Raw genomic sequence first — 22,695 nt, 5'->3', positions numbered from 1 at the left:
TTGCCAGCGTCTTGACCGACATCTCCAGCTGACGGGCCGCTGCGGCAGGTCCGAGCGACTCGGCCAACTCCACGGCTTGGTGCTTGAACTCATCGGTGTAGCTACGACGGGTGATACGGGACATAAGGGACCTCCAAGTGCGATCAAAGTATCGCTTCTTGGCGTCCGCTGACGGGGGGCCAGATCAGTTGGCGCCATGGATGGCGCCATCGAGCACCATGGATGGGCTTTTGCGTGTCCAGGCAAGGGTGACCCGCCCCCTCCCGCGCAGGGACAGGGAGGCGCTACTGCGACCAGGCCGACCGATGCCAATGCAAACCCCGGAAAACAGAAAAGCCCGCACGAGGCGGGCTTTTTCGGTTCCTGCTGCGGCGACTGGCGCTCCCTAGGGGACTCGAACCCCTGTTTTAGCCTTGAGAGGGCCACGTCCTAACCACTAGACGAAGGGAGCGTAACTGTGTCGCTGCCGAGGCAGGAGCGCTAGTATATGCACCTCGATGCCATTGGGCAATCCCGAAACTTCAACCGGAAGCGCCAACATCATTTCCCCTGCTACATCACCGTTCAGCCTGCGCGTCATCCCGCGCGACCAGCACACGATCTCCCGCAAGGACATCAGCCCGAACGCCCTGCGCGTGCTTTATCGCCTGCGCGATGCCGGCTTCGGCGCCTACCTTGTCGGCGGCGCGGTGCGCGATCTGCTGGTCAATGGCCAACCCAAGGATTTCGACGTGGCCACCGATGCCACGCCCGAACAGGTCAAGCAGCTGTTCCGCAACTGCCGCCTGATCGGCCGTCGGTTCCGCCTCGCCCACGTCGTGTTCGGCCGCGAGATCATCGAAGTCGCCACCTTCCGTGCCAACAGCGATGACGGCAGCGGCGACCGCGAGATGGAAAACGGCATGCTCGTGCGCGACAACGTGTACGGCACCATCGAAGACGACGCCATCCGCCGCGACTTCACCTGCAACGCCCTGTACTACGCCATCGAGGACTTCTCGGTGCGTGATTACACCGGCGGCTTCGAAGACGTCCAGGCGCGCCTGATGAAACTGATCGGCGACCCCGAGCAGCGCTATCGCGAAGACCCGGTGCGCATGCTGCGTGCGGTGCGCCTGGCGGCCAAGCTCGGCTTCCAGATCGAAGAGGGCACCGCCGCGCCGATCCCGCAGCTGGCTGGCCTGCTCAACGAAGCCGCGCCGGCACGCCTGTTCGAGGAAGTGCTCAAGCTGTTCCTGTCCGGGCACGGCGTGGCCAGCTTCGAAGGCCTTGAGCGCTACGGCCTGCTCGACGTGCTGTTCCCGGAAAGCGCCAAGGCGCTGAAATCCAACCGCACCGGCGCGCTGCGCCGCATGCTGGTGGAGGGCCTGGCCAACACCGATGCGCGCGTGGCCAACGACGAACCGGTCTCGCCCGCGTTCCTGTTCGCGCTGCTGCTGTGGCCGGCGTTCTGCCGCGCCCAGGCAACCCTGCTCAAGCAGGGCGTGGCACCGGAAGAGGCGCAGCGCCGTGCCGCCGATCGCGTCACGGTGCAGCAGCTGAGCACCATCGCGCTGCCGCGCCGCTTCTCACTGCCGATGCAGGAGATCTGGCTGCTGCAGTCACGTTTCGGCTCGCGCCAGCGCAAGCGCGTGTTCCGTACCCTGACCCATCCGCGTTTCCGCGCTGCGTTCGACTTCCTCAGCCTGCGCCAGGTGGCCTCGTCCGAGCACGCCGCCGATGTCGAGTTCTGGCGCGAGGCACAGGCGCAGTCCGGCCGCGAGCTGGAATCGTCGCTGGACGTGATGCACAGCGAAGAGGGTGATGACGAGAGCGGGGCACCGCGCAAGCGGCGCCGTCGCCGCCGTCGTCCGGGCGCGCCGGCCGGTGCGGCTGGCGAGTAAACGATGACCCTTGCCTGGATCGGCCTCGGCGCCAACCTTGGCGACGCGGCCGCCACCGTCGGCGCGGCGATTGCCGCGCTCGACGAGCTTCCCGGTACTCGCCTGCACCAGGCCTCGCGGCTGTACGCCACGCCGGCCTGGGGCAATGAAGACCAGCCGCCTTTCGTCAACGCGGTGGCTGCGGTCGACACCACACTGCCGCCCGACACGCTGCTGCAGGCGATGCTGGCGCTGGAGCAGCGCTTTGGTCGCGTACGCGACCCGGCGGTGCACTGGGGCCCGCGCGCGCTGGACCTGGACCTGCTGCTGTATGGCGCGCAGGTGCTCGACCAGCCCGGTCTGCAAGTGCCGCATCCTCATCTGCACGAGCGTGCCTTCGTGTTGGTGCCGTTGGCCGAAATCGCGCCGGATCTGGCCATTCCCGGCCATGGCCGCGTGCGGGATGCAGTGATGCGGGTGGATGCCTGCGGGATTGCGCCGATAGGGTGATAATGCCCGGGTTATCTCCCCCGGTTATCAGCACATGAGCACCCACGCAGACAGCAAGCCCTGGACCGTTCCCGCCCTGGCCGAGGCCAAGCGCAATGGCCAGAAGCTGGTCATGTTGACCGCCTACGACGCCGGCTTTGCCCGCACTTTCGACGCAAACGGCGTTGACCTGATCCTCATCGGCGATTCGCTGGGCATGGTCGTGCAGGGCCATGATTCGACCTTGCCGGTGACCGTGGCCGACATGGTCTACCACACCCGCGCCGTGGCCCGCGTGCTGCAGCGTGCGCTGCTGGTGGCCGACCTGCCGTTCGGTGCCGATGCCACCCCGGAACGCGCGCTGGATGCATCGCTGCAGCTGCTGCAGGCCGGTGCCGAGATGGTCAAGATCGAAGGTGCCGGCTTCAAGGTCGACATCATCCGCTATCTGGTCGAGCGCGAGATCCCGGTCTGCGCGCATCTGGGCCTGACCCCGCAGTCGGTGCTGCGCCTGGGCGGCTTCAAGATCCAGGGCCGAGGCGATGCCGCGCGCCAGCTGGTGGAAGATGCCAGGGCCGTGGTCGCCGCAGGTGCCAGCATCATGGTGCTCGAATGCGTGCCGACCCCGGTCGCTGCCGAGGTCACGGCGGCGGTGGACGTGCCGACCATCGGCATCGGTGCCGGCCCGCAGTGCGATGGCCAGGTGCTGGTGCTGCATGATTTCCTCGGCCTGGACAGCGGTCATCGCCGCCCGAAGTTCGTCAAGGATTTCCTTGCCGAAGGCGGTTCGGTGGCCGGTGCCACCCGCGCCTATGCCGACGCCGTGCGCGACGGCAGCTTCCCTGACGAACAGCACGCCTACGCCCAATGATCCAGACCTTCAACGAGCTCGGCGCACTGCGCGAGCAGATCGGCCAGTGGAAACGCGAAGGCCTGCGCGTGGCATTGGTGCCGACCATGGGCAACCTGCATGGCGGCCATCATTCGCTGGTGACCCTGGCGCGGCAGTACGCCGACAAAGTGGTGGCGAGCATCTTCGTCAACCCGACCCAGTTCGGGCCGAACGAGGACTTCAGCCGCTACCCGCGCACGCCCGAGGCCGACGTGGCCGGGCTGGAGCAGGTCGGCTGCGATGCGGTGTGGCTGCCCAGCGTCGAGGCGATGTATCCGCTGGGCGTGGACAAGACCACGCAGATGCACGCGCCCGGCGTCAGTGAAGTGCTGGAAGGCGCCAGCCGCCCGGGTCACTTCGACGGCGTCTGCACCGTGGTCGCACGCCTGTTCCTGCAGGTACAGCCGGACGTGGCCGTGTTCGGCCGCAAGGACTATCAGCAACTGGCCGTGATCAAGCAGATGGTGGCCGAGCTGTCGTTCCCGATCCAGATCGTCGGCGCGGACATCGTGCGCGACGAGGACGGCCTGGCCAAGAGCTCGCGCAACCAGTACCTGAGCGCCGAACAGCGCCCGCTCGCGACCACCCTCCACCGCACCCTGCTGGGCATGCGCGAAGGCTATGTCGCCGGGCAGGCACGTGACCGCATCGAGGCCGACGCCACGGCGGCATTGCAGGCGGCCGGTTTCCAGGTCGACTATGCGGTGCTGCGGACCCCGGAGCTGGCGGAGCCGACCTTCGACGGCGGTGGCCGCGTGGCGCTGATCGCCGCCCGCCTGGGCACCACGCGCCTGATCGACAACCTGGAGTTCTGAGCCGCATGCGGCTACGGGGCGCCCGCAACGGGCGCCTCTCGACTTCCCACGGACCGGAGACCGGAAATGAAAACCCCCAGCACTGATACCGGCCGTCTTGCCCAGGCCTCTATCCTGGCGGTGTTGGCGGCAGGCATGCTGCCGGCCCAGCTGTTTGGCGGCCTGTTGTTCGCGCTTGAATTCAGGCGTACGCCGATGCCCGCGCTCACAGGTGGTGGGCTGATGTTCGTGCTGGCCGTGTGCAATGCCATTGCGGTGTTGCTGCCGATGGCGCTGATCCTGCAGTCTCAGCAGCGCCTGCGCCGGGCCGGATTCGTATTGGTGGGCTTCGGGCTGGGCGCGCTGGCCATGGCCACCTGCGCCTGGCCGGGCGCGGACAATGGTCCGCTGCTGCAGCGCCTGCGCTATGTCGACACCTTCGACGTGATCAGCTATGCCTTGCAGGTGCTGGCTGCGGGTGGCTTCGGCCTGGTCGCCGGGCTGGCCTTCCATACGGTGTTCCGGCTGTCGCTGCAGGGCAGTTCCGGGCATGCCGCGGCGCCGCCGCCGGGGGAGGGCGCCTGAACAGCCTTCAGCGTCCTGCCGCAGCCCCCTGACGATGGCCAAGCGGGTGCTAGAATCCGCTCTTTCCTTTGCCGTTGCAGCGCCCCCATGCACCTGTCCCTGCTCAAGACCAAGATCCACCGCGCCACCGTCACCCATTCCGAGCTGAACTACGAAGGCTCGATCGCCATCGATGACAACCTGCTCGCTGCCACCGGCATCCGCGAGTTCGAGCAGGTGCACATCTGGGACGTGACCAACGGTGCGCGCTTCTCGACCTACGCCATCCGCGCCGAAGCCGGCAGCGGCGTTGTCTCGCTCAACGGTGGCGCCGCGCGCCACGTGCAGGTCGGTGACATCATCATCATCGCCGCGTTCGCCAGCATGACCGAGCAGGAAGCTGACAGCTTCAAGCCGAAGCTGGTGTACGTTGATGGCAAGAACCAGATCACCCACACCAACGACACGATCCCGACCCAGGCCGCATGACAACGAACAACGGATTCGACTCGCTGCATTCCCACGCCCAGCGCCTGAAGGGCGCAAGCATTCCCAGCCTGCTCGCCGCCGAACCCGGCCGAGTGCAGGATCTGGCGCTGCGGGTCGGTCCGTTGTACGTCAACTTCGCGCGGCAGAAATACGATGCTGCGGCGCTGCAGGCGTTGCTGGCGCTGGCTGCCGAGCGTGATGTCGGTGGCGCCATCACCCGCCTGTTCCGCGGCGAGCAGGTCAACCTGACCGAAGGTCGCGCCGCGCTGCACACCGCGCTGCGTGGCGATGTGGTCGATGCGCCGGTGGCAGCCGAAGCCTATGCCACCGCGCGCGAGATCCGCCAGCGCATGGGCGCGTTGGTGCGCGCGCTGGAAGACAGTGGCGTGACCGATGTGGTCAGTGTCGGTATCGGTGGTTCCGACCTTGGCCCGCGCCTGGTCGCCGACGCGCTGCGCCCGGTCACCGGCGCGCGCCTGCGCGTGCATTTCGTCTCGAACGTGGACGGCGCGGCCATGCAGCGTACGCTGGCCACGCTGGATCCGGCGAAGACCGCCGGCATCCTCATCTCCAAGACCTTCGGCACCCAGGAAACGCTGCTCAACGGCCAGATCCTGCACGACTGGCTGGGTGGCAGCGAACGCCTGTATGCAGTCAGTGCCAATCCGGAGCGTGCCGCCAAGGCCTTCGCGATCGCTGCCGATCGCGTGCTGCCGATGTGGGACTGGGTCGGTGGCCGTTACTCGCTGTGGTCGGCGGTCGGTTTCCCGATCGCGCTGGCGATCGGCTTCGAGGGCTTTGAACAGTTGCTGGAAGGCGCGGCGCAGATGGATGCGCATGCGTTGGATGCTCCGCTGGAGCGCAACCTGCCGGTGCTGCACGGCCTGACCGACATCTGGAACCGCAACCTGCTGGGCCATGCCACGCACGCGGTGATGACCTACGACCAGCGCCTTGCACTGCTGCCGGCCTACCTGCAGCAGCTGGTGATGGAAAGCCTGGGCAAGCGCGTGCAGCGCGACGGCCAGCCGGTCACCACCGACACCGTGCCGGTGTGGTGGGGCGGCGCGGGCACCGATGTGCAGCACAGCTTCTTCCAGGCACTGCACCAGGGCACCAGCATCGTTCCGGCAGATTTCATCGGCTGCGTGCACAACGACGATCCCTACACGATCAATCATCAGGCCCTGCTGGCCAATCTGCTGGCGCAGACTGAAGCACTGGCCAATGGCCAGAGCAGCAACGACCCGCACCGTGATTACCCGGGCGGCCGCCCGAGCACGCTGATCCTGCTCGACGCGCTGACCCCGCAGGCGCTGGGTGCGCTGATCGCCATGTACGAACACGCCGTGTACGTGCAGTCGGTGATCTGGAACATCAACGCGTTCGACCAGTTTGGTGTCGAGCTGGGCAAGCAGCTGGCCAGTGGCCTGTTGCCGGCGCTGCAGGGTGAGGATGTGGCGATTGCCGATCCGATGACCCGTGAGATCCTGGCGCAGCTGAAGAGCTGACCCGGCCTGCGGATGTGCCGGCGCCGGCCGGCCACCCCATGTCTCTCCGCTTGCCTTCGATCCGGTCGCGCATGAATGTCCGCGCGGCCACTCATTCCGTGTCGTTTCCGTGCTGCGCATGCAGCGCATCCGCGTGCCTGCCGCAGCGCAGCTTGACTGTGCATCGCGTGCCAATGCAGTGTGCACGGGCGGCTGTACCTGTCATCCAGTATCGCTCGCAGCATGATGTTGATGCCAGGGACTGGCCGTATCCGAAGGGACGTGGAATCGATCCATGTCCTCAACGCCTCATGTTGTGAATGACAGGAGATTGCGAATGGATCTGAATGACGATGTTGTGTCCGGCTGGCTCAATGGCTCGGACGATGTGGATGGGTGCGCCAACCCTGCGGGTTCGCTGTTCATCTATGGCGCTGCGGCTACCGAGTCCGCACTCACCTCGGCCTCCGACACCCTGATCACCGGTGGTGGCACCGAGTGCACCACCACGATGTCCGTGGTCAATCACTGCCTGTGTTGCTGATGTAGCCCGAGCCGGCACGCAGCGCCTTGCGGCTGCGTGCCGGCAACTGGAACAGACTTCCCGATACCTTGCAGGGGGCGTAATGACCGCTTCTCCGGCTGCGGCCGCGTTTGCGCGCATCACCGAACATTTCCTTGCCCATGCGCGTGCCGCGTTGGCGGCCGGCCTGCATGACCCTGCCATTGCGCTGCAGCCCGGTGAGCGCGAACTGCTGCACGTGCAGGGCGACGCGGCGCTGAGTGAGCATGCCCAGCTCAAGCTCAATCGTGTGCTGTTGCTGGAACTGCATGCGGCTGCGCGCGGCGGTGACATCGGCCCGCTTGACAGCGCCGGTGCGCTGGACGAATTCGTAACCCTCGCCACCAGCGAGGGGTTCCATGAACATCTGCAGCGACGCTATCCGGTACTGTTGCCGCGGCTGTCGCGCATGCTCGAAGGACAATGCGCGGCCGTGGTGGAGCTGGCCGCGCGCATCGGCAGTGATCGTGCGCTGCTGACGGACCTGCTCGACGCTCCGGCAGGAGCGCTGCGTGCGATCGCGCTGGGACGGGGTGACCTGCACGGCGGCGGCCGGACCGTGGCACGGCTGCAGTTCGACGGCGGCGTGCTGATGTACAAGCCGCGCTCGCTGCGCATCGATGCGGCGCTCGATGGCCTGCTCGCTGCGGTCTTCGGCGAGGGCCCGGATCGGGTGCGGGTGCCGCGTGTGGTTGATCGCGGCAGCCATGGCTGGGCCGCGTTTGCCGCGCACCGTCATTGCGCCGATGACGAAGAACTGCGTGCCTACTACCGCGGTCTTGGCCATTGGCTGGCGATCCTGCGCCTGGTCGGTGGTACCGACATCCATCTGGAGAACCTGATCGCTGTCGGGCCGGTGCCGGTCGTGATCGATGCAGAAAGTGTGTTCTCGCAGGTGATCGACGTCGAGCCGTCGGGCCTGGGTGACGCCTACGACACGGCCATCAAGCTGATGCGCAATTCCGTACTGCGCACCGGCATTGTACCGTTCCGCACCACCGGCCTCGGCATGGAAGGTGTGGACCTGTCGGCCGCCGGCGCATTGCCGGGCGAGCAGCCGCGGGTACAGGTGCCGGTGATTGTCGAGGATGGGACGGGGCCGGCCCGGCTGGGCATGGTCGAGGCCGAAGTCGCCATCGCACAGAACCACCCCAGTCCACAGCCGGACGTTTCGTTGTACTGGGACCACATCAGCGAGGGCTTCATCGACGCCAGTGGACGCCTGCGCGCGCTCGATGCGAAGGGCGAACTGATGCAACTCCTGGCGGCTTTCGAAGGCTGCCAGGTGCGGGATGTGCGGCGGCCGACAATGGCCTACGCCGAGCTCGGGCGGATGCTCTGGCATCCAGCCTCGCTGCACAAGGAAGCCCAGGCGGTTGAACGCGCGATCGATCTGCTGGTGCGCAATGCGGCGGTGTCACCGGCTGCGCCATCGGACCTGGAAACCGTACGTGGAGAAGTGGACGACCTGCGCCACGGTGACATTCCGATCTTCACTTCGCAGCTGGACGCGACCCGCATCCGCTCCATCGCCGACAACTGGCGTGCGATGCGCATCGACCTCGAAGACGTGACCATCCGCAGCACGTTGGTGGCCACCGACCTGAACCAGCACGCGCTGGCCCGCGCCGAGGCTCGGTCCGGCTACAGCTACGCCGCGCAGCAGCCTCGCGCGGACGATCTGGACCTGCGCCGACGAACGCTTGCGGCACGCGCGGTGGAGAATCTTCTGCGTCTGGCCGTGCACGGTGAAGATGGTTCGATGACGTGGATCACGCCCGAGGTGACCCGCACAGGATGGACCGTCCAGCCGGTGCAGCCCGACCTGTATTTCGGGCTGGGAGGCATTGCGTTCGCGCTGGCGGCCTACCGCCGGGAAGTGGAGCAGGGCCGCGCCGATCCGGTGGCTGGGCTGGATCCGGCCATCGAAGGCGCCATTGCGGTGTTCCAGACCATGTGCGAGCGCCATCCCGCCGGGATCGATGGTGGTTTCGTCGGCACGGGCTCGCAGATCTGGACCCTGCTGGCATTGCATGATCTGCTGCAGCGCCCCGCACTGCTTGCGTTGGCCGAGCGCTGTGCGGAAGGAGTGGAACGTCGCGGTTTCCAGGGGCCGGTGAAATTCGAACTGATTGATGGCGTGTCCGGCATGATCCTGCCGCTGCTGGCGCTGGCCGGGGCCACTGGCAGAACGCGCTGGCTGGAGTTGGCGGCTGCGGCCGGGCGCCGCATGCAGGAAGCGGCGATCGTCGATGCCGACGGCGCACGCTGGCCGACGCCACAGTTCCGCGAGCCGATCGGTGGCTTTGGCCACGGCGCGATGGGCATGGGCTGGGCGCTGGCACGGCTGGCGCGTTCGGATGCCGGCAGCGTGCCCGAGCGGGCCGCCTGGCGGCAGTTGGCCGAAGGAGCGTTTGCGTTCCAGGCGGCGCTGTTCGAACCGCATACCGGGCACTGGCGTGACATCCACCTGCAGGATGGGCAGAAGAACTTCCCGACCTGGTGCCATGGCAGTGTCGGCATCGGTCTGGCGGCCGCGGATCTGTATGCCCGCACCGGCGATCCCGCGCAGTTGCGTGACATGCGGCGGGCTGTGGCCGACGCGCGCGGCAAATGGGGGTTCAGCCACACCCTGTGCCACGGCGATGTGTCCACCCGGGAGCTGCTGGTTCTTGCGGCTGCGCTGGATCCGGAGGGGTGTCCCTATCCGCAGGATGAGGCCGCCATCGAGATCGTTTCTTCGATCGAGGAGCACCAGGGCATGGTCGGCGGACTGACCCGCGCGGCCTTTACTCCGGGCCTGATGATCGGCCTGGCAGGTGCGATCTATGGCTTCCTGCGCATGCATCCGGCCTGCGCGCTGCCGTCGCCGTTGCTGCAGGAGACGGCGGCGGCGCGGGTCGATGCCCCGGCATCGCGTTCCAGTGCCGCGCAGGACCGACCGGCGCTGGCCGAGGTCTGAGCCGGACGGGTCCGGTAGCGATCAGCGGCTGGGATCGCGTTCCGGGCTTGGCCGCTTTGCCAGCTTGCGCTGCAGCGAACGCCGGTGCATGCCCAGCAGGCGCGCGGCCGCTGACACATTGCCGCCGGTCTCGTGCATCGCCTGCTGGATGTGTTCCCACTGCAGGCGGCTGATCGGCGTCATCGCGTCGGGCACTTCCATCTCGCCATCGTCGGCCGGACCATCGTCTTCCTCGCCGAGTGCGCGCAGGATCATCGGCACCGTGGCCGGCTTCGGCAGGTAGTCATCCGCGCCCAGCTTGATCGCCTCCACGGCGGTGGCGATGCTGGCGTAGCCGGTCACCAGCAGGATCCGCATGTCCGCGCGCAGGGCGCGCAATGGCTGGATCAGGGCCAGGCCGGAATCGCTGCCCAGCTTCAGATCAATCAGCGCGAACGCCGGCGGGTGCTGGCGGGCCAGCGCAAGCGCGCTGGCGGCATCCTGTGCGGTCTGGGTTTCCAGCCCCTTGCGGGCCAGGCTGCGCTGCAGCGTGCGCAGGTACAGTTCGTCATCGTCGACCAGCAGGCCGAGGGTGGAGTGGTGAAGGCTCATGGGGTGTCCTCGCGTGGGGCCAGCGGCAGGCGGAAGCCGACGCGGCTGCCGGCCCCCTGGGCCGGGCGCATCCACATCTCGCCGTCGAGGCGTTCGATGGTGGCATGGGACAGGGCCAGGCCGACGCCCATGCCCTCGCTTTTGCTGCTGCCGAACAGCTTGCCCGGCAGCACCGCGGCACGTGCGTCGAAGCCGTGGCCGTAGTCGCGGACTTCGCCGATCAGATCGTCGCCTTCGATACGCAGGTCCAGGTCCACGCGCGGCCGGCCGGCCTGTTCGCCGGCATCGGCGGCATTGTTGAGCAGGACCATCAGCAGATGGCCCACGCCCGGGTCGAGTGGCAGCCGCAGCGGCGCATCGTCGTTGCGGTGCAGGTCGATGGTCGGCCGCACCAGGCGCCATTGCTCCAGCACCTGCTGGGCGCTGGAGTGGCTGCGACCCGGTGCGTCGGCCGAGGCCGGAGCAGCCAGCGCCAGCACGCGCTCGCGGCACTGCACCAGCAGCTCGCGCAGGGTTTCCATGTCCTCGCGCACTTCCGGCTCTTCGCTGCGCTCGGCGACGTCATCGGCGAGCAGGGTCATGGTCGCCAGCGGCGTATTCAGTTCATGCGCCACCGAGGCGGCATGGGTGGCCAGGGCGACGATGCCCTCGTTGCGGGCGAAGCGTTCGCGCAGGGCCGACAGTTCCAGTTCGCGCTGGCGCAGCGCCAGTGCCAGGCGGGTGGAGAAGGTCAGCACGACCGCCGCGGAAATCAGGAAATTGGCGACCACGCCCCAGCGGTTGAGGTCCTGCGCACGGAAATAGCCATCCGGCAGCGACTGGCCGAAGATGCCGCTGGCGGCGTAGCCGAGCAGGCAGGCCAGCGCGACCGCCAGTGCCCAGCGCAGGGGCAGGGCGAACGCGGCGAGCGCGATCAGGATCAGGAACAGCGAACTGAACGGGTTGGCCATGCCGCCGCTCCAGCCCACCATCCAGGTCAGGATGATCACGTCCACCAGGATGTGGCCGAACGCGGTCAGTGGCGCGGTGTCGGCTGCCTCCGGGCGCAGCTGGGTGTAGATGTTGAACAGGGTCAGCACGGCGACGCCGGCCCACAGCGGCAGCTGCGGCAATGGCAGGCCCAGCACCCAGGTGGCGACCAGGATGGTGGCGGCCTGGCCACCTACGGCAAGCCAGCGCAGGCTGCACAGGGTACGGAGAAACGGGGCGTCGGGACCGGTCATTCACGCTCATCGTATGCGTTCACGCGTGCACATGCCTGCGACAATCGGCCGCAGCCGTGCCGCCGGCTGAATGCGAGTCACCCGGAATGCGGGGGCGGGCGGTAGAATGCGCCCATGCACGACGCCGTCACCCGCCCGACTCCTCCCTCCGATGCCACCTCCTGGCCCCGCCGCCAGACCCATGCCGTACAGATCGGCGGGGTCACCGTAGGTGGAGGCAAGCCGGTGGTGGTGCAGTCGATGACCAACACTGACACGTCCGACGTGGCCTCCAGCGTGAAGCAGGTGGCCGAGCTGTGGCGTGCGGGTTCGGAAATGGTGCGGTTGACCGTCAACACCGTTGAAGCCGCTGCGGCGATCCCGCGCATCGTCGACAAGCTGGCGATGATGGGCATCGACGTGCCGCTGATCGGTGACTTCCATTACAACGGCCACCAGCTGCTGACCGCCGAGCCGGCGTGTGCCGAAGCGCTGGCCAAGTACCGCATCAACCCGGGCAACGTCGGCTTCGGCAAGAAGAAGGACCTGCAGTTCGCCCAGTTGATCGAGTTCGCGATCCGCTACAACAAGCCGGTGCGCATCGGCGCCAACTGGGGCTCGCTGGACCAGGCCCTGGCGGCGAAGCTGATGGACGAGAACAACCATCGCGAACAGCCCTGGGATGCCGGCCGCGTGCTGCGCGAGGCGCTGATCCGCTCGGCGCTGGATTCGGCCGAGCAGGCGGTGGAGCTCGGCCTGCCGCGCGACCGCATCGTGCTGTCGGCCAAGGTCAGTGGCGTGCAGGAGCTGATCGCGGTGTACCGCGACCTGGCCCAGCGCTCGGACTTCGCCCTGCACCTGGGCCTGACCGAGGCCGGTATCGGCAGCAAGGGCATCGTCGCCTCGTCCGCGGCGCTGAGCGTGCTGCTGCAGGAAGGCATCGGTGACACCATCCGCATCTCGCTGACCCCGGAACCGGGCCAGTCGCGTACGCAGGAAGTGATCGTCGCCCAGGAACTGCTGCAGACCACCGGCCAGCGTGCCTTCACGCCGCTGGTCACGGCCTGCCCGGGCTGCGGCCGCACCACCTCCGAGTTCTTCCAGGAACTGGCCAAGGTGGTGCAGAACCACGTGCGCGAGAAGATGCCGCTGTGGAAGATCCACCACCCGGGTGCAGAGAACATGACCCTGGCGGTGATGGGCTGCATCGTCAACGGGCCGGGTGAGTCACGCCATGCCAACATCGGCATCTCGCTGCCGGGCACGGGTGAAACGCCTGCAGCGCCGGTATTCGTCGATGGCGAGAAGAAGGTGACCCTGCGTGGCGACAACATCGCCCAGGAATTCGTCGCCCTGATCGACGATTACGTCGAACACAAATATGTCCGAAGCGCCGGATAAGCCCGCGATCCTCGCTGCGCCGGAGTCCGCCTCCGGTTTCCGCCACTGGATGGCGCGCAATGCCTGGCGTCTGGTGCTGCTGTTCGGTGGCGTGCTGCTGCCGCTGGCAGGCTTTGTCGCCCTGGCGGACGAAGTGCACGAGTTTGAATCGTTCCATTTCGACGCACCGCTGCTGTGGCAGATGCATGGCCTGCATTCGCCGTGGCTGGACCGCTTCTTCGTGCTCATCTCGAAACTGGGCTACGAGTGGTTCCTGATCCCGGCCGACGTGCTGATCATCGGCGTGCTGCTGGGCTACCGGCGTTGGCGTGAGGCCACCTTCGTGGCGGTCAGCTTCGTCGGCTCGGCGCTGCTGAACATGGGCAGCAAGCACTTCTTCCAGCGCCAGCGGCCGAGCCTGTGGGAATCGATCGCGCCGGAATCGACGTTCAGCTTCCCCAGCGGCCATGCGATGGGCTCGATGACCCTGGCGGTGACCCTGGTACTGCTGGCCTGGAACACCCGCTGGCGCTGGCCGGTGCTGCTGCTGGCACCGGCATTCAGCCTGCTGGTCAGCGTGTCCCGGGTCTACCTGGGGGTGCATTACCCCTCCGATATCCTGGCCGGATGGTGTGCCGCGCTGGTTTGGGTGGTAGGGTGCTATCTGGTCATGTTCAGTCGCCGGCACCCATGGCGACGTCACGGCTCGCCGCCAGCGAAGGCCAGCGAAGCATCATCACAGGGGGTTTGACGTGGATGGCCCTTGAGGGACGTCTACGTGATAGATCAGTTGTTTCGTTGCAGCAGGTTCTGCAAGACAGGGGGCAAGCACAACGCGCCGTACTGTGATGCGCAAGGCAGATCGCCGCCGCCGCATTCCAGACGCGCTTGCAGGGTATCGGCACCCTGCCTAGCTTGACCTGCAATGGCCGCATTCGAAGAGGTACGTGAATGACGATTCGAGTCTACCTGGTGGATGACCACGCGCTGGTCCGCACCGGGATGAAGATGATTCTGTCGGGGGAAACCGACATCGAAGTGGTGGGCGAAGCCGAGACCGGCGAAGACGCGCTGCGTGAAGTCCGTCAGCTGCTGCCGGATGTGGTGCTGTGTGACCTGCACCTGCCGGGTGTGAGTGGCATGGAAGTGACCGAGCGCATCGTGCGCAGCCACCGCAATACCCGCGTGGTGATCGTGTCGGTGCTGGAAGATGGCCCGCTGCCGAAGCGGCTGCTCGAGGCTGGCGCCGCCGGTTACATCGGCAAGGGCTGCGATGCGCAGGAGCTGTTGCGCGCGGTGCGTGACGTGGCCGGTGGCCGTCGTTACCTGGGCACCAGCATCGCGCAGAATCTGGCGCTGTCGACGGTGGAAGGCAACGGTTCGCCGTTCGACAGCCTGTCGCCGCGCGAGCTGGAGGTGGCGTTGCTGCTGACCCAGGGCCTGCGCCAGGAAGACATCGCGCGACGGCTGAGCCTGAGTGCGAAGACGGTGAACACGCACAAGGCGCGGCTGTTCGAGAAGATGGGGATCCACGACAACATCGCGCTGGCGCGCATGGCCAGCCAGTACGGGCTGGTGGATCCGGCACGGCCGTTGTGAGGGTTTCGGCCAACGGCTGAACCCCTCGCGGTGGTAGTGCGGTTGGATTGTGGTGGTTGGCCAGGCGGATGGGCTGTGCAGGGGACGCTGCAAGTACGTCCATGTAAGCTCGGTCGCCGCATCCATGCGGCTCACGCCCCTGCACAACCCATCCGCCCGGCCACGGACAGGTTCCGTGCGCGTCCACCGCGGAATGAAGAAGGAAGAGCAGGAGCGGGTCGCGCGCTTTGCGCGCTCGTCGCCCGGGGTCGGATCCCTTTCCCGGTGGGAAAGGGCTCTGACCCCTGATGATGCCGGAGCCGAGCGTGGGCTCGGCTCTACGCCTTTGTCGGGCTCAGTGACCGCGCACGCGCTTGATGATCTTGGCGGCGTCGGCGGCGCTGGCGCGAACCTTGTCCCATTCGCCGTCGGCGATCCAGTTGCCCGGCACCATCCACGAACCGCCGATGCAGACCACGTTCTTCTGCTCGAGGTATTCGGCGGCGGTGTTTTCGGTGATACCACCGGTCGGGCACAGCTTCAGGTCCGCCACCGGGCCGGCCAGGCCCTTGATCATCGCCAGCCCACCCACGGCCGTGGCCGGGAACAGCTTGCACACACGGAAGCCCCGCGCATACAGCGACAGCAGCTCGGTCGGCGTGGCCGCGCCCGGCACCACGGGCAGCGGGGCGGCGGCCAGCGCATCGGCCAGCGCCGGCGGCGTACCCGGGGTCACCAGGAAATCCGCACCCGCATCGATCGACTGTTGCATCTGCTCCACGGTCAGCACCGTACCGGCACCCACCACCACATCCGGCAGCTCACGCTTGAGCATTGCCAGCGCTTCCATCGCCACCGGCGTGCGCAGCGTCAGCTCGATCGCCGGCAAACCACCTTCCAGCAGCGCCGCACTGACCGCACGCGCCTGGTCCAGCGTATGAATCGTCACCACCGGCAGGATGCCCGCCGCATGCAACAGCTCCGCCGCCTTCACCTGATGTTGTTCGATACCCATAGCTTTGCTTCTGCCTTTGCTTTCGCTCTTGTTGTGCTTTTCAGTGATCACTTACCCCGGCGCGGCGACGATGCGCCGCAGTGTGTCTGGTGGGCGCGGGTAGCCCCAGTCGGGACCGTGAGCGGCATGGATGCCGCGACCGAGCCCCCATGGAAGGGTTTACGGCGTGTCCCGGCTGGGGCTACCCGCGCCCTCAACCAGGAAACTCACCGCCACATAGAACCTGCAACGCTCTTCAACCCTCAGGCGTCCTTCGCCTCATGCGGCGCCGCCGCCGCCGCGGCATCGTGCCCCAGCTCATACTCCGCGTCGTAGTCCCACGGCCCGCCATCTGCCGCCGCCGGCCCGCACGAAATCGAAATCGCACCCTGGTCGGCCGGCCCCACCACGCGACGGTTGATCGCGAACAGGTTGCGGCCCAGGTCATGCGCGGCAGGCGCCGTGTTCGGTGCCAGTGGACGCGCAGCCCATTCGGCCGCATCCACCAGCACTTCCAGCGTGCCGGCCTCGCCATCAAGGCGGATCATGTCGCCTTCGCGCACCTTGCCCAGCGGACCACCACGTGCGGCTTCCGGCGTCACATGGATCGCCGCCGGAATCTTGCCCGAGGCGCCGGACAGGCGGCCGTCGGTGACCAGCGCCACGCGCCGGCCCTGGTTCTGCAGCAGACCCAGCAGCGGCGCCAGCGAATGCAGTTCCGGCATGCCGTTCGCTCGCGGGCCCTGGTAACGCACCACCGCCACGAAATGCTCGGGCAGCAGGCCACCGGCATGCAGCTTGTTCAACACCTGTGGTGCATCCACCACTACGGCCGGTGCTTCGATCGTGCGGTACTGCGGCTTCACCGCCGACAGCTTGATCAGTGACTTGCCAAGGTTGCCGCGCAACAGGCGCAGGCCCCCCTGAAGTTCGAATGGATTGTCGACGCCACGCACCACCTCTTCGTCGGCGCTGCGTTCCAGGCCCGGCAGGTAGACCAGCTTGCCGTCGCGCAGCTGCGGTTCGCGCGCATAGTCGGCCATGCCGCCGCGCGCCACGCTGACCAGGTCGCCGTGCATCAGGCCGGCCTTGATCAGTTCGCCGAACACGAAGGCCGGGCCGCCTGCTGCGGCGAAGCGGTTTACATCGGCTTCGCCGTTCGGGTAGACGCGGGCCAGCAGCGGAATCAGCTGCGACAGCTCGTCGAAGTCGTCCCAGGTCAGCACGATGCCAGCCGCGCGTGCCACCGCGATCCAGTGGATGGTGTGGTTGGTCGAGCCGCCGGTCGCCATCAGCGCAATGACCGCATTGATGATCGCGCGCTCGTCGATGATCCGGCCGAGCGGACGGAAATCGTCGCCCAGTGCGGTGATGTCCAGCGCGCGTTCAGTGGCTTCGCGGGTCAGTGCGTCGCGCAGCGGCGTGTCCGGGTTGACGAACGAGGCGCCCGGCAGCTGCACGCCCATCGCTTCCAGCAGCACCTGGTTGGAGTTGGCGGTGCCGTAGAAGGTGCAGGTGCCCGCACCGTGGTAAGAGGCAGATTCCGCTTCCAGCAGTTCCTCGCGGGTGGCCTCGCCGGCGGCGTAGCGCTCGCGCACTTCGGCCTTCTGCTTGTTCGGAATGCCCGGCGTCATCGGGCCGGCCGGCACGAACACCGCCGGCAGGTGGCCGAAGGCCAGCGCACCGATCAGCAGGCCGGGCACGATCTTGTCGCACACACCGAGATGGATGGTGGTGTCGAACATGTCGTGGCTGAGGCCGATGGCGGTCGCCTGCGCGATCACATCGCGCGAGAACAGCGACAGCTCCATGCCGCCGCGGCCCTGGGTGACGCCGTCACACATCGCCGGTACCGCGCCGGCCACCTGTGCGGTTGCGCCCAGCTCACGGGCGATCTCGCGGATCTGCTCGGGATAGGTCTCGAACGGCTGGTGCGCCGACAGCATGTCGTTGTAGGCGGTGATGATGCCGAGGTTCGGCGTCACGCCACCGCGCAGGCGGCTCTTGTCAGTGCCACCGCAGGCGGCGAAACCGTGGGCGAGGTTGCCGCAGCTCAGGCGGCTGCGGAACGGGCCATCGCGCAGTGCGGCGTCGATCGCGGCCAGATAGGCGGCGCGCGAGGCGGCGCTGCGGCGGATGACACGTTCGGTGATGGCTTGCAGTTGCGGATGGAGGCTCATTGGCTACCGGCGTTCGTGGTGGCGAGAGGCAAGCGGCGGCAGAGCGCCGCCGCCAACATCAATCAGCCCAGTGGACGCGCAGGCGCGCGCCTTCCAGGTTGATCGCATTGAGGATCGGGTACTGCTGGGCATCGTTGCTGTCCAGCGCCTGGCGCAGCACCTGCAGCTTCTGCTTGCCACGCAGTAGCAGCAGGCGCTGGCGGCACTGGCGCAGGCCATGCGGGGTCAGGGTGATGCGCAGCGGCCACTGGTTCGCGCCCGGGCAGCCGGTGGCATCCAGTGCCGCGTAGGGCAGGGTGCTTTCCAGTGCGCGGGCCAGGTCCTTCGAGCCCGGGAACAGCGAGGCGGTGTGGCCGTCGTTGCCCATGCCCAGTGCCACCAGGCTCGGCGGCTGGCTGTGCTGGGCCTGCAGGTTGGCGGTGTAAACGCATTCCGGCAGCGGCTTGCCGACGCGTACCAGCGGATCGAAATGCGCACCTTCGGCGCGCTTGAGCAAGTGTTCGCGCACCAGCCAGGCATTGCTGTCGCGATCCTGCGGCGACAGCCAGCGCTCGTCGGCCAGGCTCACTTCCACCCGGTCCCAGTGCACGTCCAACTCGGCCAGCGCCTGGTAGACCGGGGCCGGCGTGGTGCCGCCGGACAGCAGGATGCGGGCGCGGCCCACTTCGTTGATGTCGTGGTTGAGGGTCTGCGCCATCTCGGCGGCCACCGCCTCGATCCAGCCATCGGCATCGCCGTGGTTGATGAACTCGATGCGGTCGTCGTGGAAGGTGGGGCTCATGCGGCAACTCCAGGTGCGTCACGTTCGGCGTCGGCGGCATAGGCGGCGGCGCCCAGCAATCCGGCGTGGGGGTGCATCACGGCCAACGAGGGAACCCGCGCCATGATCGAAGAGAACCGCCCCTTGTGTTCGAAGCGCTGGCGGAACCCGGAGTGCTGCAGCGAATCGAGCATCTTCGGGGTCAGGCCGCCGGTCAGGAACACGCCGTCCCAGGCACCCTGGGTCAGCACCAGGTCACCGGCGATGGCGCCGAACACGGCACAGAACACGTCGACGGTGCGCATCGCCTGCGGGTCACCGTGCAGGGCGCGGGCGGTCACGTCCACCGGCTGCAGCTGGCCGGGGTCGATACCGGCCATCTCGCACACCGCGCGATGGATGTTGACCAGGCCAGGGCCGCAGATCAGGCGCTCGTTGGAGACGCGGCCGAACTGTTCGGACAGGATTTCCAGGATGCGGATCTCCTCCGGCGTTCCCGGCGGGAAGCTGACATGGCCGCCTTCGGTTTCCAGCGGGTAGCAGCGCCCGTGGCGCAGGATCAGGCCGCCGACACCCAGGCCCGTACCCGGACCGATCACCGCGTAGTTGCGCGGCTGGCCCGGCTTGCCCGGGACCCAGGCGGCACCGCCGACCTGGACCACGTCATCGGGCTGCAGCAGTGAAATCGCCATCGCCTGTGCGGCGAAGTCGTTGATCAGGTGCAGTTCGTTGAAACCTAGCATCGCTGCGGTGCGGCTGCGCGAGATCACCCACGGATGGTTGGTGATGCGTGCTTCGTCACCATCCACGCGACCGGCCACCGCGAACACGCCGCGGCTTGCCGTGGCGCCGATCTGTTCCAGATGGTGGCGCGCGGCATCACCCAGCGACGGGAACTCGGCCACTGCGTACTCGCGGATGCTGTCCTTCTGCAGTGGTGCGTCCTGCGAAGTGTCAGCCAGGGCGAAGCGGGCGTTGGTGCCACCGATGTCGGCGACCAGCACCGGCTGCGAGCTGGCACTCATGCCGAGGCTCCGCTATCCGGCGCGTCGACGCCCTGCGGCAGGAACTCGCCCGCATTGCTCGGGCCCCATTGGCCGGCCGGGTAGGGCTCCAGCGGCAGCTTGGCGTCCTTCCAGGCGTCGGCCACGCTGTCGATCCAGGCCCACGCTGCACGCACTTCGTCATCGCGCACGAACAGGGTGTGGTTGCCATTGAACGCATCCAGGAACAGGCGTTCGTAGGCGATGCGGCGGTGCAGGCCGGTCGGCACCGACAGTTCCAGTTCCAGCGGATGCAGTTCCAGCGCGCCCCATTCCGGGCCGGCCAGGCTGCTCATCAGGCCCAGCTCGATGTTTTCCTGCGGCTGCAGCTGGAACACCAGGCGGTTCGGTGCGGCCTGCGCGCGCTGCGGGCGCTCGAACAGCCAGTGGGTGACCGGCTTCAGCGTGACCACCACGCGGGTGGTGCGCTCGGGCAGACGCTTGCCGGTGACCAGGTGGAACGGCACGCCGCTCCAGCGCCAGTTGTCGATATGTGCGGTGACACCGGCGAAGGTTTCCACGTCGCTGCCTTCCGGCGGCTGGTAGGCCTGGGCCGGCTGGCCGTTGATGGTGCCGGCGGTGTAGCGGCCGCGGATGCTGTCACGCGCGGCGTGCTTGGCATCAAGCGGACGCAGGGCGCGCAGCACCTTGACCTTCTCGTCGCGGATGCGGTCGGCTTCCAGCGAGGCCGGCGGTTCCATCGCCACCATGCACAGCAGCTGCAGGATGTGGCTCTGCACCATGTCGCGCAGTGCGCCGGAGCGGGCGTAGTAGGCGTCGCGGCCGTCCACGCCTTCACTCTCGGCCACCAGGATGTGCACCGACTCGATGTAGTTGCGGTTCCACACCGCTTCCAGCAGCGTGTTGCCGAAGCGCAGCGCGATCAGGTTCTGCACCGCCGCCTTGCCCAGGTAGTGATCGAGACGGAACACGCGGTCCTCGTCGATCCACTGGCCGATGGTGCTGATGATTTCCTCGGCGCTCTCGCTGTCGCTGCCGATCGGCTTCTCCAGCATCAGGCGTGCCGGTGCGGCGAGCGCGCCGCCCTTGGCCAGGCCTTCGCAGGTGGAGATGTACAGGCCCGGCGGGATGGCCAGGTAGCTGACGCACTTGCGGTCCACCAGGTCGGAGACCGCGGCGGCAACCGAGTCGACGTCGCGCAGGTCCACCGAACGGTAGTCGATGCGGCGCAGCAGGGCGCTGATGTCGTCCTGCGTGGCCATCGGCATGGCCTGCTGCAGGCGCGGCCGCAGGATGTCATGGAAGGCTTCGGTGTCATGCCCTGACAACGCCAGCGCACGGATGCGGAAGTCCTCCGGCAGCAGGCCGTCGCCAAGCAGGCGAAGCAGCGAAGGGAACAGGTAGCGCTGGGCCAGATCACCTGTGGCACCGAACAGGAAGAGGGTGTCGTGCATCGCTCGAGTTTCAGATCCGGGTGACATCGTTGTCAATCGCTTCATGGCTGGGTTCGGGGGACATCCGCGCAACTGCCTGTCCGAGGTTCGTCGGGGGCGGACTCCGGGGTACTGGAAGACCGTTCCATTCGAAACCACTACCTCGGCGGAACCTTCGTTCAACCGCCGACGCAGATCGGTGCGCACCGATCATCGGATAGTGCCACGTGAAAACGTTTACATGGCAGAATGGGCAACTGTATTCGATTGCAGTGCTCGCCGTCATGCGGCAGGCGCGCAATCATCACTGCCATCGGGAGGGCCGAGGCAGTCCCAAAAGACAGCCCGGCTTCGGGCGGACCGGATAGGTGATATGGCAAAAGTGCAGTTGCAGGGTGTGCGCAAGGTCTATGACAACGGCCAGGTCGCGGTGAAGGACGCCAGCTTCGAGGTCGCCGATGGCGAGCTGATGGTGCTGGTCGGTCCGTCCGGCTGTGGCAAGTCGACCCTGCTGCGGATGGTGGCCGGCCTGGAAGAGATCAGCGGCGGCACGCTGACCATTGGTGATCGCGTGGTCAACGATGTGGCGCCGAAGGATCGCGACATCGCCATGGTGTTCCAAAGCTACGCGCTGTACCCGCATATGACCGTGGCCGAGAACCTGGCCTTCGGCCTGAAGCTGCGCGGCCATGACAAGGCGACCATCGACAAGCGCATCGCCGAGGCCGCACAGACGCTGGGCCTGACCGAGATGATGGACAAGCTGCCCAAGGCGATGTCCGGCGGCCAGCGCCAGCGTGTTGCGCTGGGCCGGGCGCTGGTGCGCGAGCCGGCGGTGTTCCTGCTGGACGAGCCGCTGTCCAATCTGGATGCCAAGCTGCGCCACAGCGTGCGTACCGAGATCGCGCAGCTGCATCGCAAGCTGGGCACCACCATGATCTACGTGACGCACGACCAGGTTGAAGCGATGACCCTGGGCCAGCGCATCGTGGTGCTGAAGGACGGCGTCATCCAGCAGATCGATACGCCGATGGCGCTGTACGACCGCCCCGCCAATCTGTTCGTGGCCGGTTTCCTCGGCAGCCCGGCGATGAACGTGCTGCGTGGCACGCTGCAGGGCGACGCCGGTGGCGTGACCGTGGTCGACGGCGAATGGCGTGCACCGCTGGGCCAGGCCACGATCGATCCGGCATGGCTGCAGAAGCCGATCGCGGTGGGCGTGCGGCCCGAGCACCTGCAGCCGGCGGCCGCGGATGATGCGCATGCATTCACCGCGCGCATCGAAGGTATTGAACCGGTCGGTAACGAGATCTTCGTCAACCTCAGTAGTGGCCAGCATGCGCTGACCATGCGCGTGGCGCCGCAGTCGCTGCCGGCGGTGGGCGAGCAGATCCGCGTGGCGATCCACCCGCAGGGACTGCACTTCTTCAACCCGGAAAGCGGCGAGCGCCTGTAACGGGTAGTGCCGG

General features: G+C 67.3%; 20 protein-coding genes and 1 tRNA gene. 13 read left to right on the top strand and 8 right to left on the bottom strand.

The genetic code is table 11. The features are described from left to right. Positions 1-376 precede the first annotated feature (376 nt). Positions 377-451: transfer RNA gene (locus ACJ7C5_RS20795), tRNA-Glu, on the bottom strand. A gap of 46 nt (positions 452-497) precedes the next feature. Here ACJ7C5_RS20795 and pcnB point away from each other — a divergent pair. The 9 genes from pcnB to ACJ7C5_RS20750 all read left to right on the top strand — a co-directional run bounded on the left by pcnB (position 498) and on the right by ACJ7C5_RS20750 (position 10,104). After that, positions 498-1,883: a polynucleotide adenylyltransferase PcnB gene (gene pcnB, locus ACJ7C5_RS20790; protein ID WP_176433046.1), complete on the top strand. Its 1,386-nt coding sequence runs from the start codon at positions 498-500 to the stop codon at positions 1,881-1,883. A 3-nt stretch (positions 1,884-1,886) separates the two neighbouring features. Continuing rightward, on the top strand, positions 1,887-2,372 hold the full coding sequence (folK, locus tag ACJ7C5_RS20785) for a 2-amino-4-hydroxy-6-hydroxymethyldihydropteridine diphosphokinase (protein ID WP_412704934.1): 486 nt from the start codon (positions 1,887-1,889) through the stop codon (positions 2,370-2,372). A 34-nt stretch (positions 2,373-2,406) separates the two neighbouring features. Then, positions 2,407-3,222, top strand: a complete 816-nt coding sequence (panB, locus tag ACJ7C5_RS20780; protein ID WP_412704933.1) for a 3-methyl-2-oxobutanoate hydroxymethyltransferase — start codon at positions 2,407-2,409, stop codon at positions 3,220-3,222. After that, positions 3,219-4,058, top strand: coding sequence for a pantoate--beta-alanine ligase (gene panC, locus ACJ7C5_RS20775; RefSeq protein WP_412704932.1), 840 nt, complete (start codon positions 3,219-3,221; stop codon positions 4,056-4,058). Before panB ends, panC begins: the two co-directional genes overlap by 4 nt. Positions 4,059-4,124: 66 nt before the next feature. After that, complete coding sequence (locus ACJ7C5_RS20770) at positions 4,125-4,622, top strand: hypothetical protein (protein ID WP_412704931.1); 498 nt, start codon at positions 4,125-4,127, stop codon at positions 4,620-4,622. Positions 4,623-4,709: 87 nt separating this feature from the next. Continuing rightward, positions 4,710-5,090 (top strand): aspartate 1-decarboxylase, encoded by a 381-nt coding sequence (gene panD / locus ACJ7C5_RS20765; protein WP_005409061.1) that lies wholly within the window; start codon positions 4,710-4,712, stop codon positions 5,088-5,090. Next, a complete protein-coding gene (gene pgi / locus ACJ7C5_RS20760; RefSeq protein ID WP_412704930.1) occupies positions 5,087-6,601 on the top strand; it encodes a glucose-6-phosphate isomerase in 1,515 nt (504 codons plus the stop codon). The genes panD and pgi overlap by 4 nt, the downstream gene beginning before the upstream one ends. A 316-nt stretch (positions 6,602-6,917) precedes the next feature. Further along, positions 6,918-7,124 (top strand): DUF6229 family protein, encoded by a 207-nt coding sequence (locus ACJ7C5_RS20755; RefSeq protein ID WP_049423517.1) that lies wholly within the window; start codon positions 6,918-6,920, stop codon positions 7,122-7,124. 82 nt (positions 7,125-7,206) lie between these two features. Continuing rightward, positions 7,207-10,104 (top strand): type 2 lanthipeptide synthetase LanM family protein, encoded by a 2,898-nt coding sequence (locus tag ACJ7C5_RS20750; RefSeq protein WP_412704929.1) that lies wholly within the window; start codon positions 7,207-7,209, stop codon positions 10,102-10,104. A 21-nt stretch (positions 10,105-10,125) separates the two neighbouring features. Here the strand turns inward: ACJ7C5_RS20750 and ACJ7C5_RS20745 are convergent, their stop codons facing one another. Then, complete coding sequence (locus ACJ7C5_RS20745) at positions 10,126-10,695, bottom strand: response regulator transcription factor (RefSeq protein WP_012510702.1); 570 nt, start codon at positions 10,693-10,695, stop codon at positions 10,126-10,128. After that, positions 10,692-11,918, bottom strand: a complete 1,227-nt coding sequence (locus ACJ7C5_RS20740) for an ATP-binding protein (protein ID WP_094000016.1) — start codon at positions 11,916-11,918, stop codon at positions 10,692-10,694. Before ACJ7C5_RS20740 ends, ACJ7C5_RS20745 begins: the two co-directional genes overlap by 4 nt. A gap of 114 nt (positions 11,919-12,032) precedes the next feature. Here ACJ7C5_RS20740 and ispG point away from each other — a divergent pair, with 114 nt between their 5' ends. The 3 genes from ispG (at position 12,033) to ACJ7C5_RS20725 (ending at position 14,876) form a co-directional block, all read left to right on the top strand. Further along, positions 12,033-13,298: a flavodoxin-dependent (E)-4-hydroxy-3-methylbut-2-enyl-diphosphate synthase gene (gene ispG / locus ACJ7C5_RS20735; protein WP_088025645.1), complete on the top strand. Its 1,266-nt coding sequence runs from the start codon at positions 12,033-12,035 to the stop codon at positions 13,296-13,298. Then, the gene (locus ACJ7C5_RS20730; protein WP_088025646.1) at positions 13,279-14,028 is read left to right on the top strand and encodes a phosphatase PAP2 family protein; all 750 of its coding nucleotides are present in this window, start codon (positions 13,279-13,281) and stop codon (positions 14,026-14,028) included. The genes ispG and ACJ7C5_RS20730 overlap by 20 nt, the downstream gene beginning before the upstream one ends. Positions 14,029-14,228: 200 nt before the next feature. Then, the gene (locus tag ACJ7C5_RS20725; RefSeq protein ID WP_004153112.1) at positions 14,229-14,876 is read left to right on the top strand and encodes a response regulator; all 648 of its coding nucleotides are present in this window, start codon (positions 14,229-14,231) and stop codon (positions 14,874-14,876) included. Between the two features lie 334 nt (positions 14,877-15,210). Here the strand turns inward: ACJ7C5_RS20725 and eda are convergent, their stop codons facing one another. The 5 genes from eda to zwf all read right to left on the bottom strand — a co-directional run bounded on the left by eda (position 15,211) and on the right by zwf (position 21,247). Then, the gene (gene eda, locus ACJ7C5_RS20720) at positions 15,211-15,870 is read right to left on the bottom strand and encodes a bifunctional 4-hydroxy-2-oxoglutarate aldolase/2-dehydro-3-deoxy-phosphogluconate aldolase (RefSeq protein WP_049429315.1); all 660 of its coding nucleotides are present in this window, start codon (positions 15,868-15,870) and stop codon (positions 15,211-15,213) included. Between the two features lie 242 nt (positions 15,871-16,112). After that, complete coding sequence (edd, locus tag ACJ7C5_RS20715) at positions 16,113-18,029, bottom strand: phosphogluconate dehydratase (protein ID WP_412704928.1); 1,917 nt, start codon at positions 18,027-18,029, stop codon at positions 16,113-16,115. Positions 18,030-18,087: 58 nt separating this feature from the next. Continuing rightward, positions 18,088-18,810: a 6-phosphogluconolactonase gene (gene pgl, locus ACJ7C5_RS20710; protein ID WP_088025648.1), complete on the bottom strand. Its 723-nt coding sequence runs from the start codon at positions 18,808-18,810 to the stop codon at positions 18,088-18,090. Next, the gene (glk, locus tag ACJ7C5_RS20705) at positions 18,807-19,814 is read right to left on the bottom strand and encodes a glucokinase (RefSeq protein ID WP_049400948.1); all 1,008 of its coding nucleotides are present in this window, start codon (positions 19,812-19,814) and stop codon (positions 18,807-18,809) included. The genes pgl and glk overlap by 4 nt, the downstream gene beginning before the upstream one ends. Continuing rightward, a complete protein-coding gene (zwf, locus tag ACJ7C5_RS20700) occupies positions 19,811-21,247 on the bottom strand; it encodes a glucose-6-phosphate dehydrogenase (RefSeq protein WP_412704927.1) in 1,437 nt (478 codons plus the stop codon). Before zwf ends, glk begins: the two co-directional genes overlap by 4 nt. 352 nt (positions 21,248-21,599) lie before the next feature. On the opposite strand from zwf, the gene ACJ7C5_RS20695 reads away from it, so the two are divergent. Beyond that, entirely contained in the window at positions 21,600-22,682 is a 1,083-nt protein-coding gene (locus ACJ7C5_RS20695) for an ABC transporter ATP-binding protein (protein ID WP_412704926.1), read from the top strand. The last annotated feature ends 13 nt before the right edge of the window (positions 22,683-22,695 follow it).

This window comes from Nocardiopsis yanglingensis (assembly GCF_045809185.1).
GTDB lineage: Bacteria > Pseudomonadota > Gammaproteobacteria > Xanthomonadales > Xanthomonadaceae > Stenotrophomonas > Stenotrophomonas yanglingensis.
This window is presented reverse-complemented; position numbering and strand designations above follow the sequence as displayed.

Coding starts and splice junctions, on each gene's coding strand:
- pcnB (WP_176433046.1), top strand. CDS start 498: ATGCCATTGGGCAATCCCGAAACTTCAACCGGAAGCGCCAACATCATT.
- folK (WP_412704934.1), top strand. CDS start 1,887: ATGACCCTTGCCTGGATCGGCCTCGGCGCCAACCTTGGCGACGCGGCC.
- panB (WP_412704933.1), top strand. CDS start 2,407: ATGAGCACCCACGCAGACAGCAAGCCCTGGACCGTTCCCGCCCTGGCC.
- panC (WP_412704932.1), top strand. CDS start 3,219: ATGATCCAGACCTTCAACGAGCTCGGCGCACTGCGCGAGCAGATCGGC.
- ACJ7C5_RS20770 (WP_412704931.1), top strand. CDS start 4,125: ATGAAAACCCCCAGCACTGATACCGGCCGTCTTGCCCAGGCCTCTATC.
- panD (WP_005409061.1), top strand. CDS start 4,710: ATGCACCTGTCCCTGCTCAAGACCAAGATCCACCGCGCCACCGTCACC.
- pgi (WP_412704930.1), top strand. CDS start 5,087: ATGACAACGAACAACGGATTCGACTCGCTGCATTCCCACGCCCAGCGC.
- ACJ7C5_RS20755 (WP_049423517.1), top strand. CDS start 6,918: ATGGATCTGAATGACGATGTTGTGTCCGGCTGGCTCAATGGCTCGGAC.
- ACJ7C5_RS20750 (WP_412704929.1), top strand. CDS start 7,207: ATGACCGCTTCTCCGGCTGCGGCCGCGTTTGCGCGCATCACCGAACAT.
- ACJ7C5_RS20745 (WP_012510702.1), bottom strand. CDS start 10,695: ATGAGCCTTCACCACTCCACCCTCGGCCTGCTGGTCGACGATGACGAA.
- ACJ7C5_RS20740 (WP_094000016.1), bottom strand. CDS start 11,918: ATGACCGGTCCCGACGCCCCGTTTCTCCGTACCCTGTGCAGCCTGCGC.
- ispG (WP_088025645.1), top strand. CDS start 12,033: ATGCACGACGCCGTCACCCGCCCGACTCCTCCCTCCGATGCCACCTCC.
- ACJ7C5_RS20730 (WP_088025646.1), top strand. CDS start 13,279: ATGTCCGAAGCGCCGGATAAGCCCGCGATCCTCGCTGCGCCGGAGTCC.
- ACJ7C5_RS20725 (WP_004153112.1), top strand. CDS start 14,229: ATGACGATTCGAGTCTACCTGGTGGATGACCACGCGCTGGTCCGCACC.
- eda (WP_049429315.1), bottom strand. CDS start 15,870: ATGGGTATCGAACAACATCAGGTGAAGGCGGCGGAGCTGTTGCATGCG.
- edd (WP_412704928.1), bottom strand. CDS start 18,029: ATGAGCCTCCATCCGCAACTGCAAGCCATCACCGAACGTGTCATCCGC.
- pgl (WP_088025648.1), bottom strand. CDS start 18,810: ATGAGCCCCACCTTCCACGACGACCGCATCGAGTTCATCAACCACGGC.
- glk (WP_049400948.1), bottom strand. CDS start 19,814: ATGAGTGCCAGCTCGCAGCCGGTGCTGGTCGCCGACATCGGTGGCACC.
- zwf (WP_412704927.1), bottom strand. CDS start 21,247: ATGCACGACACCCTCTTCCTGTTCGGTGCCACAGGTGATCTGGCCCAG.
- ACJ7C5_RS20695 (WP_412704926.1), top strand. CDS start 21,600: ATGGCAAAAGTGCAGTTGCAGGGTGTGCGCAAGGTCTATGACAACGGC.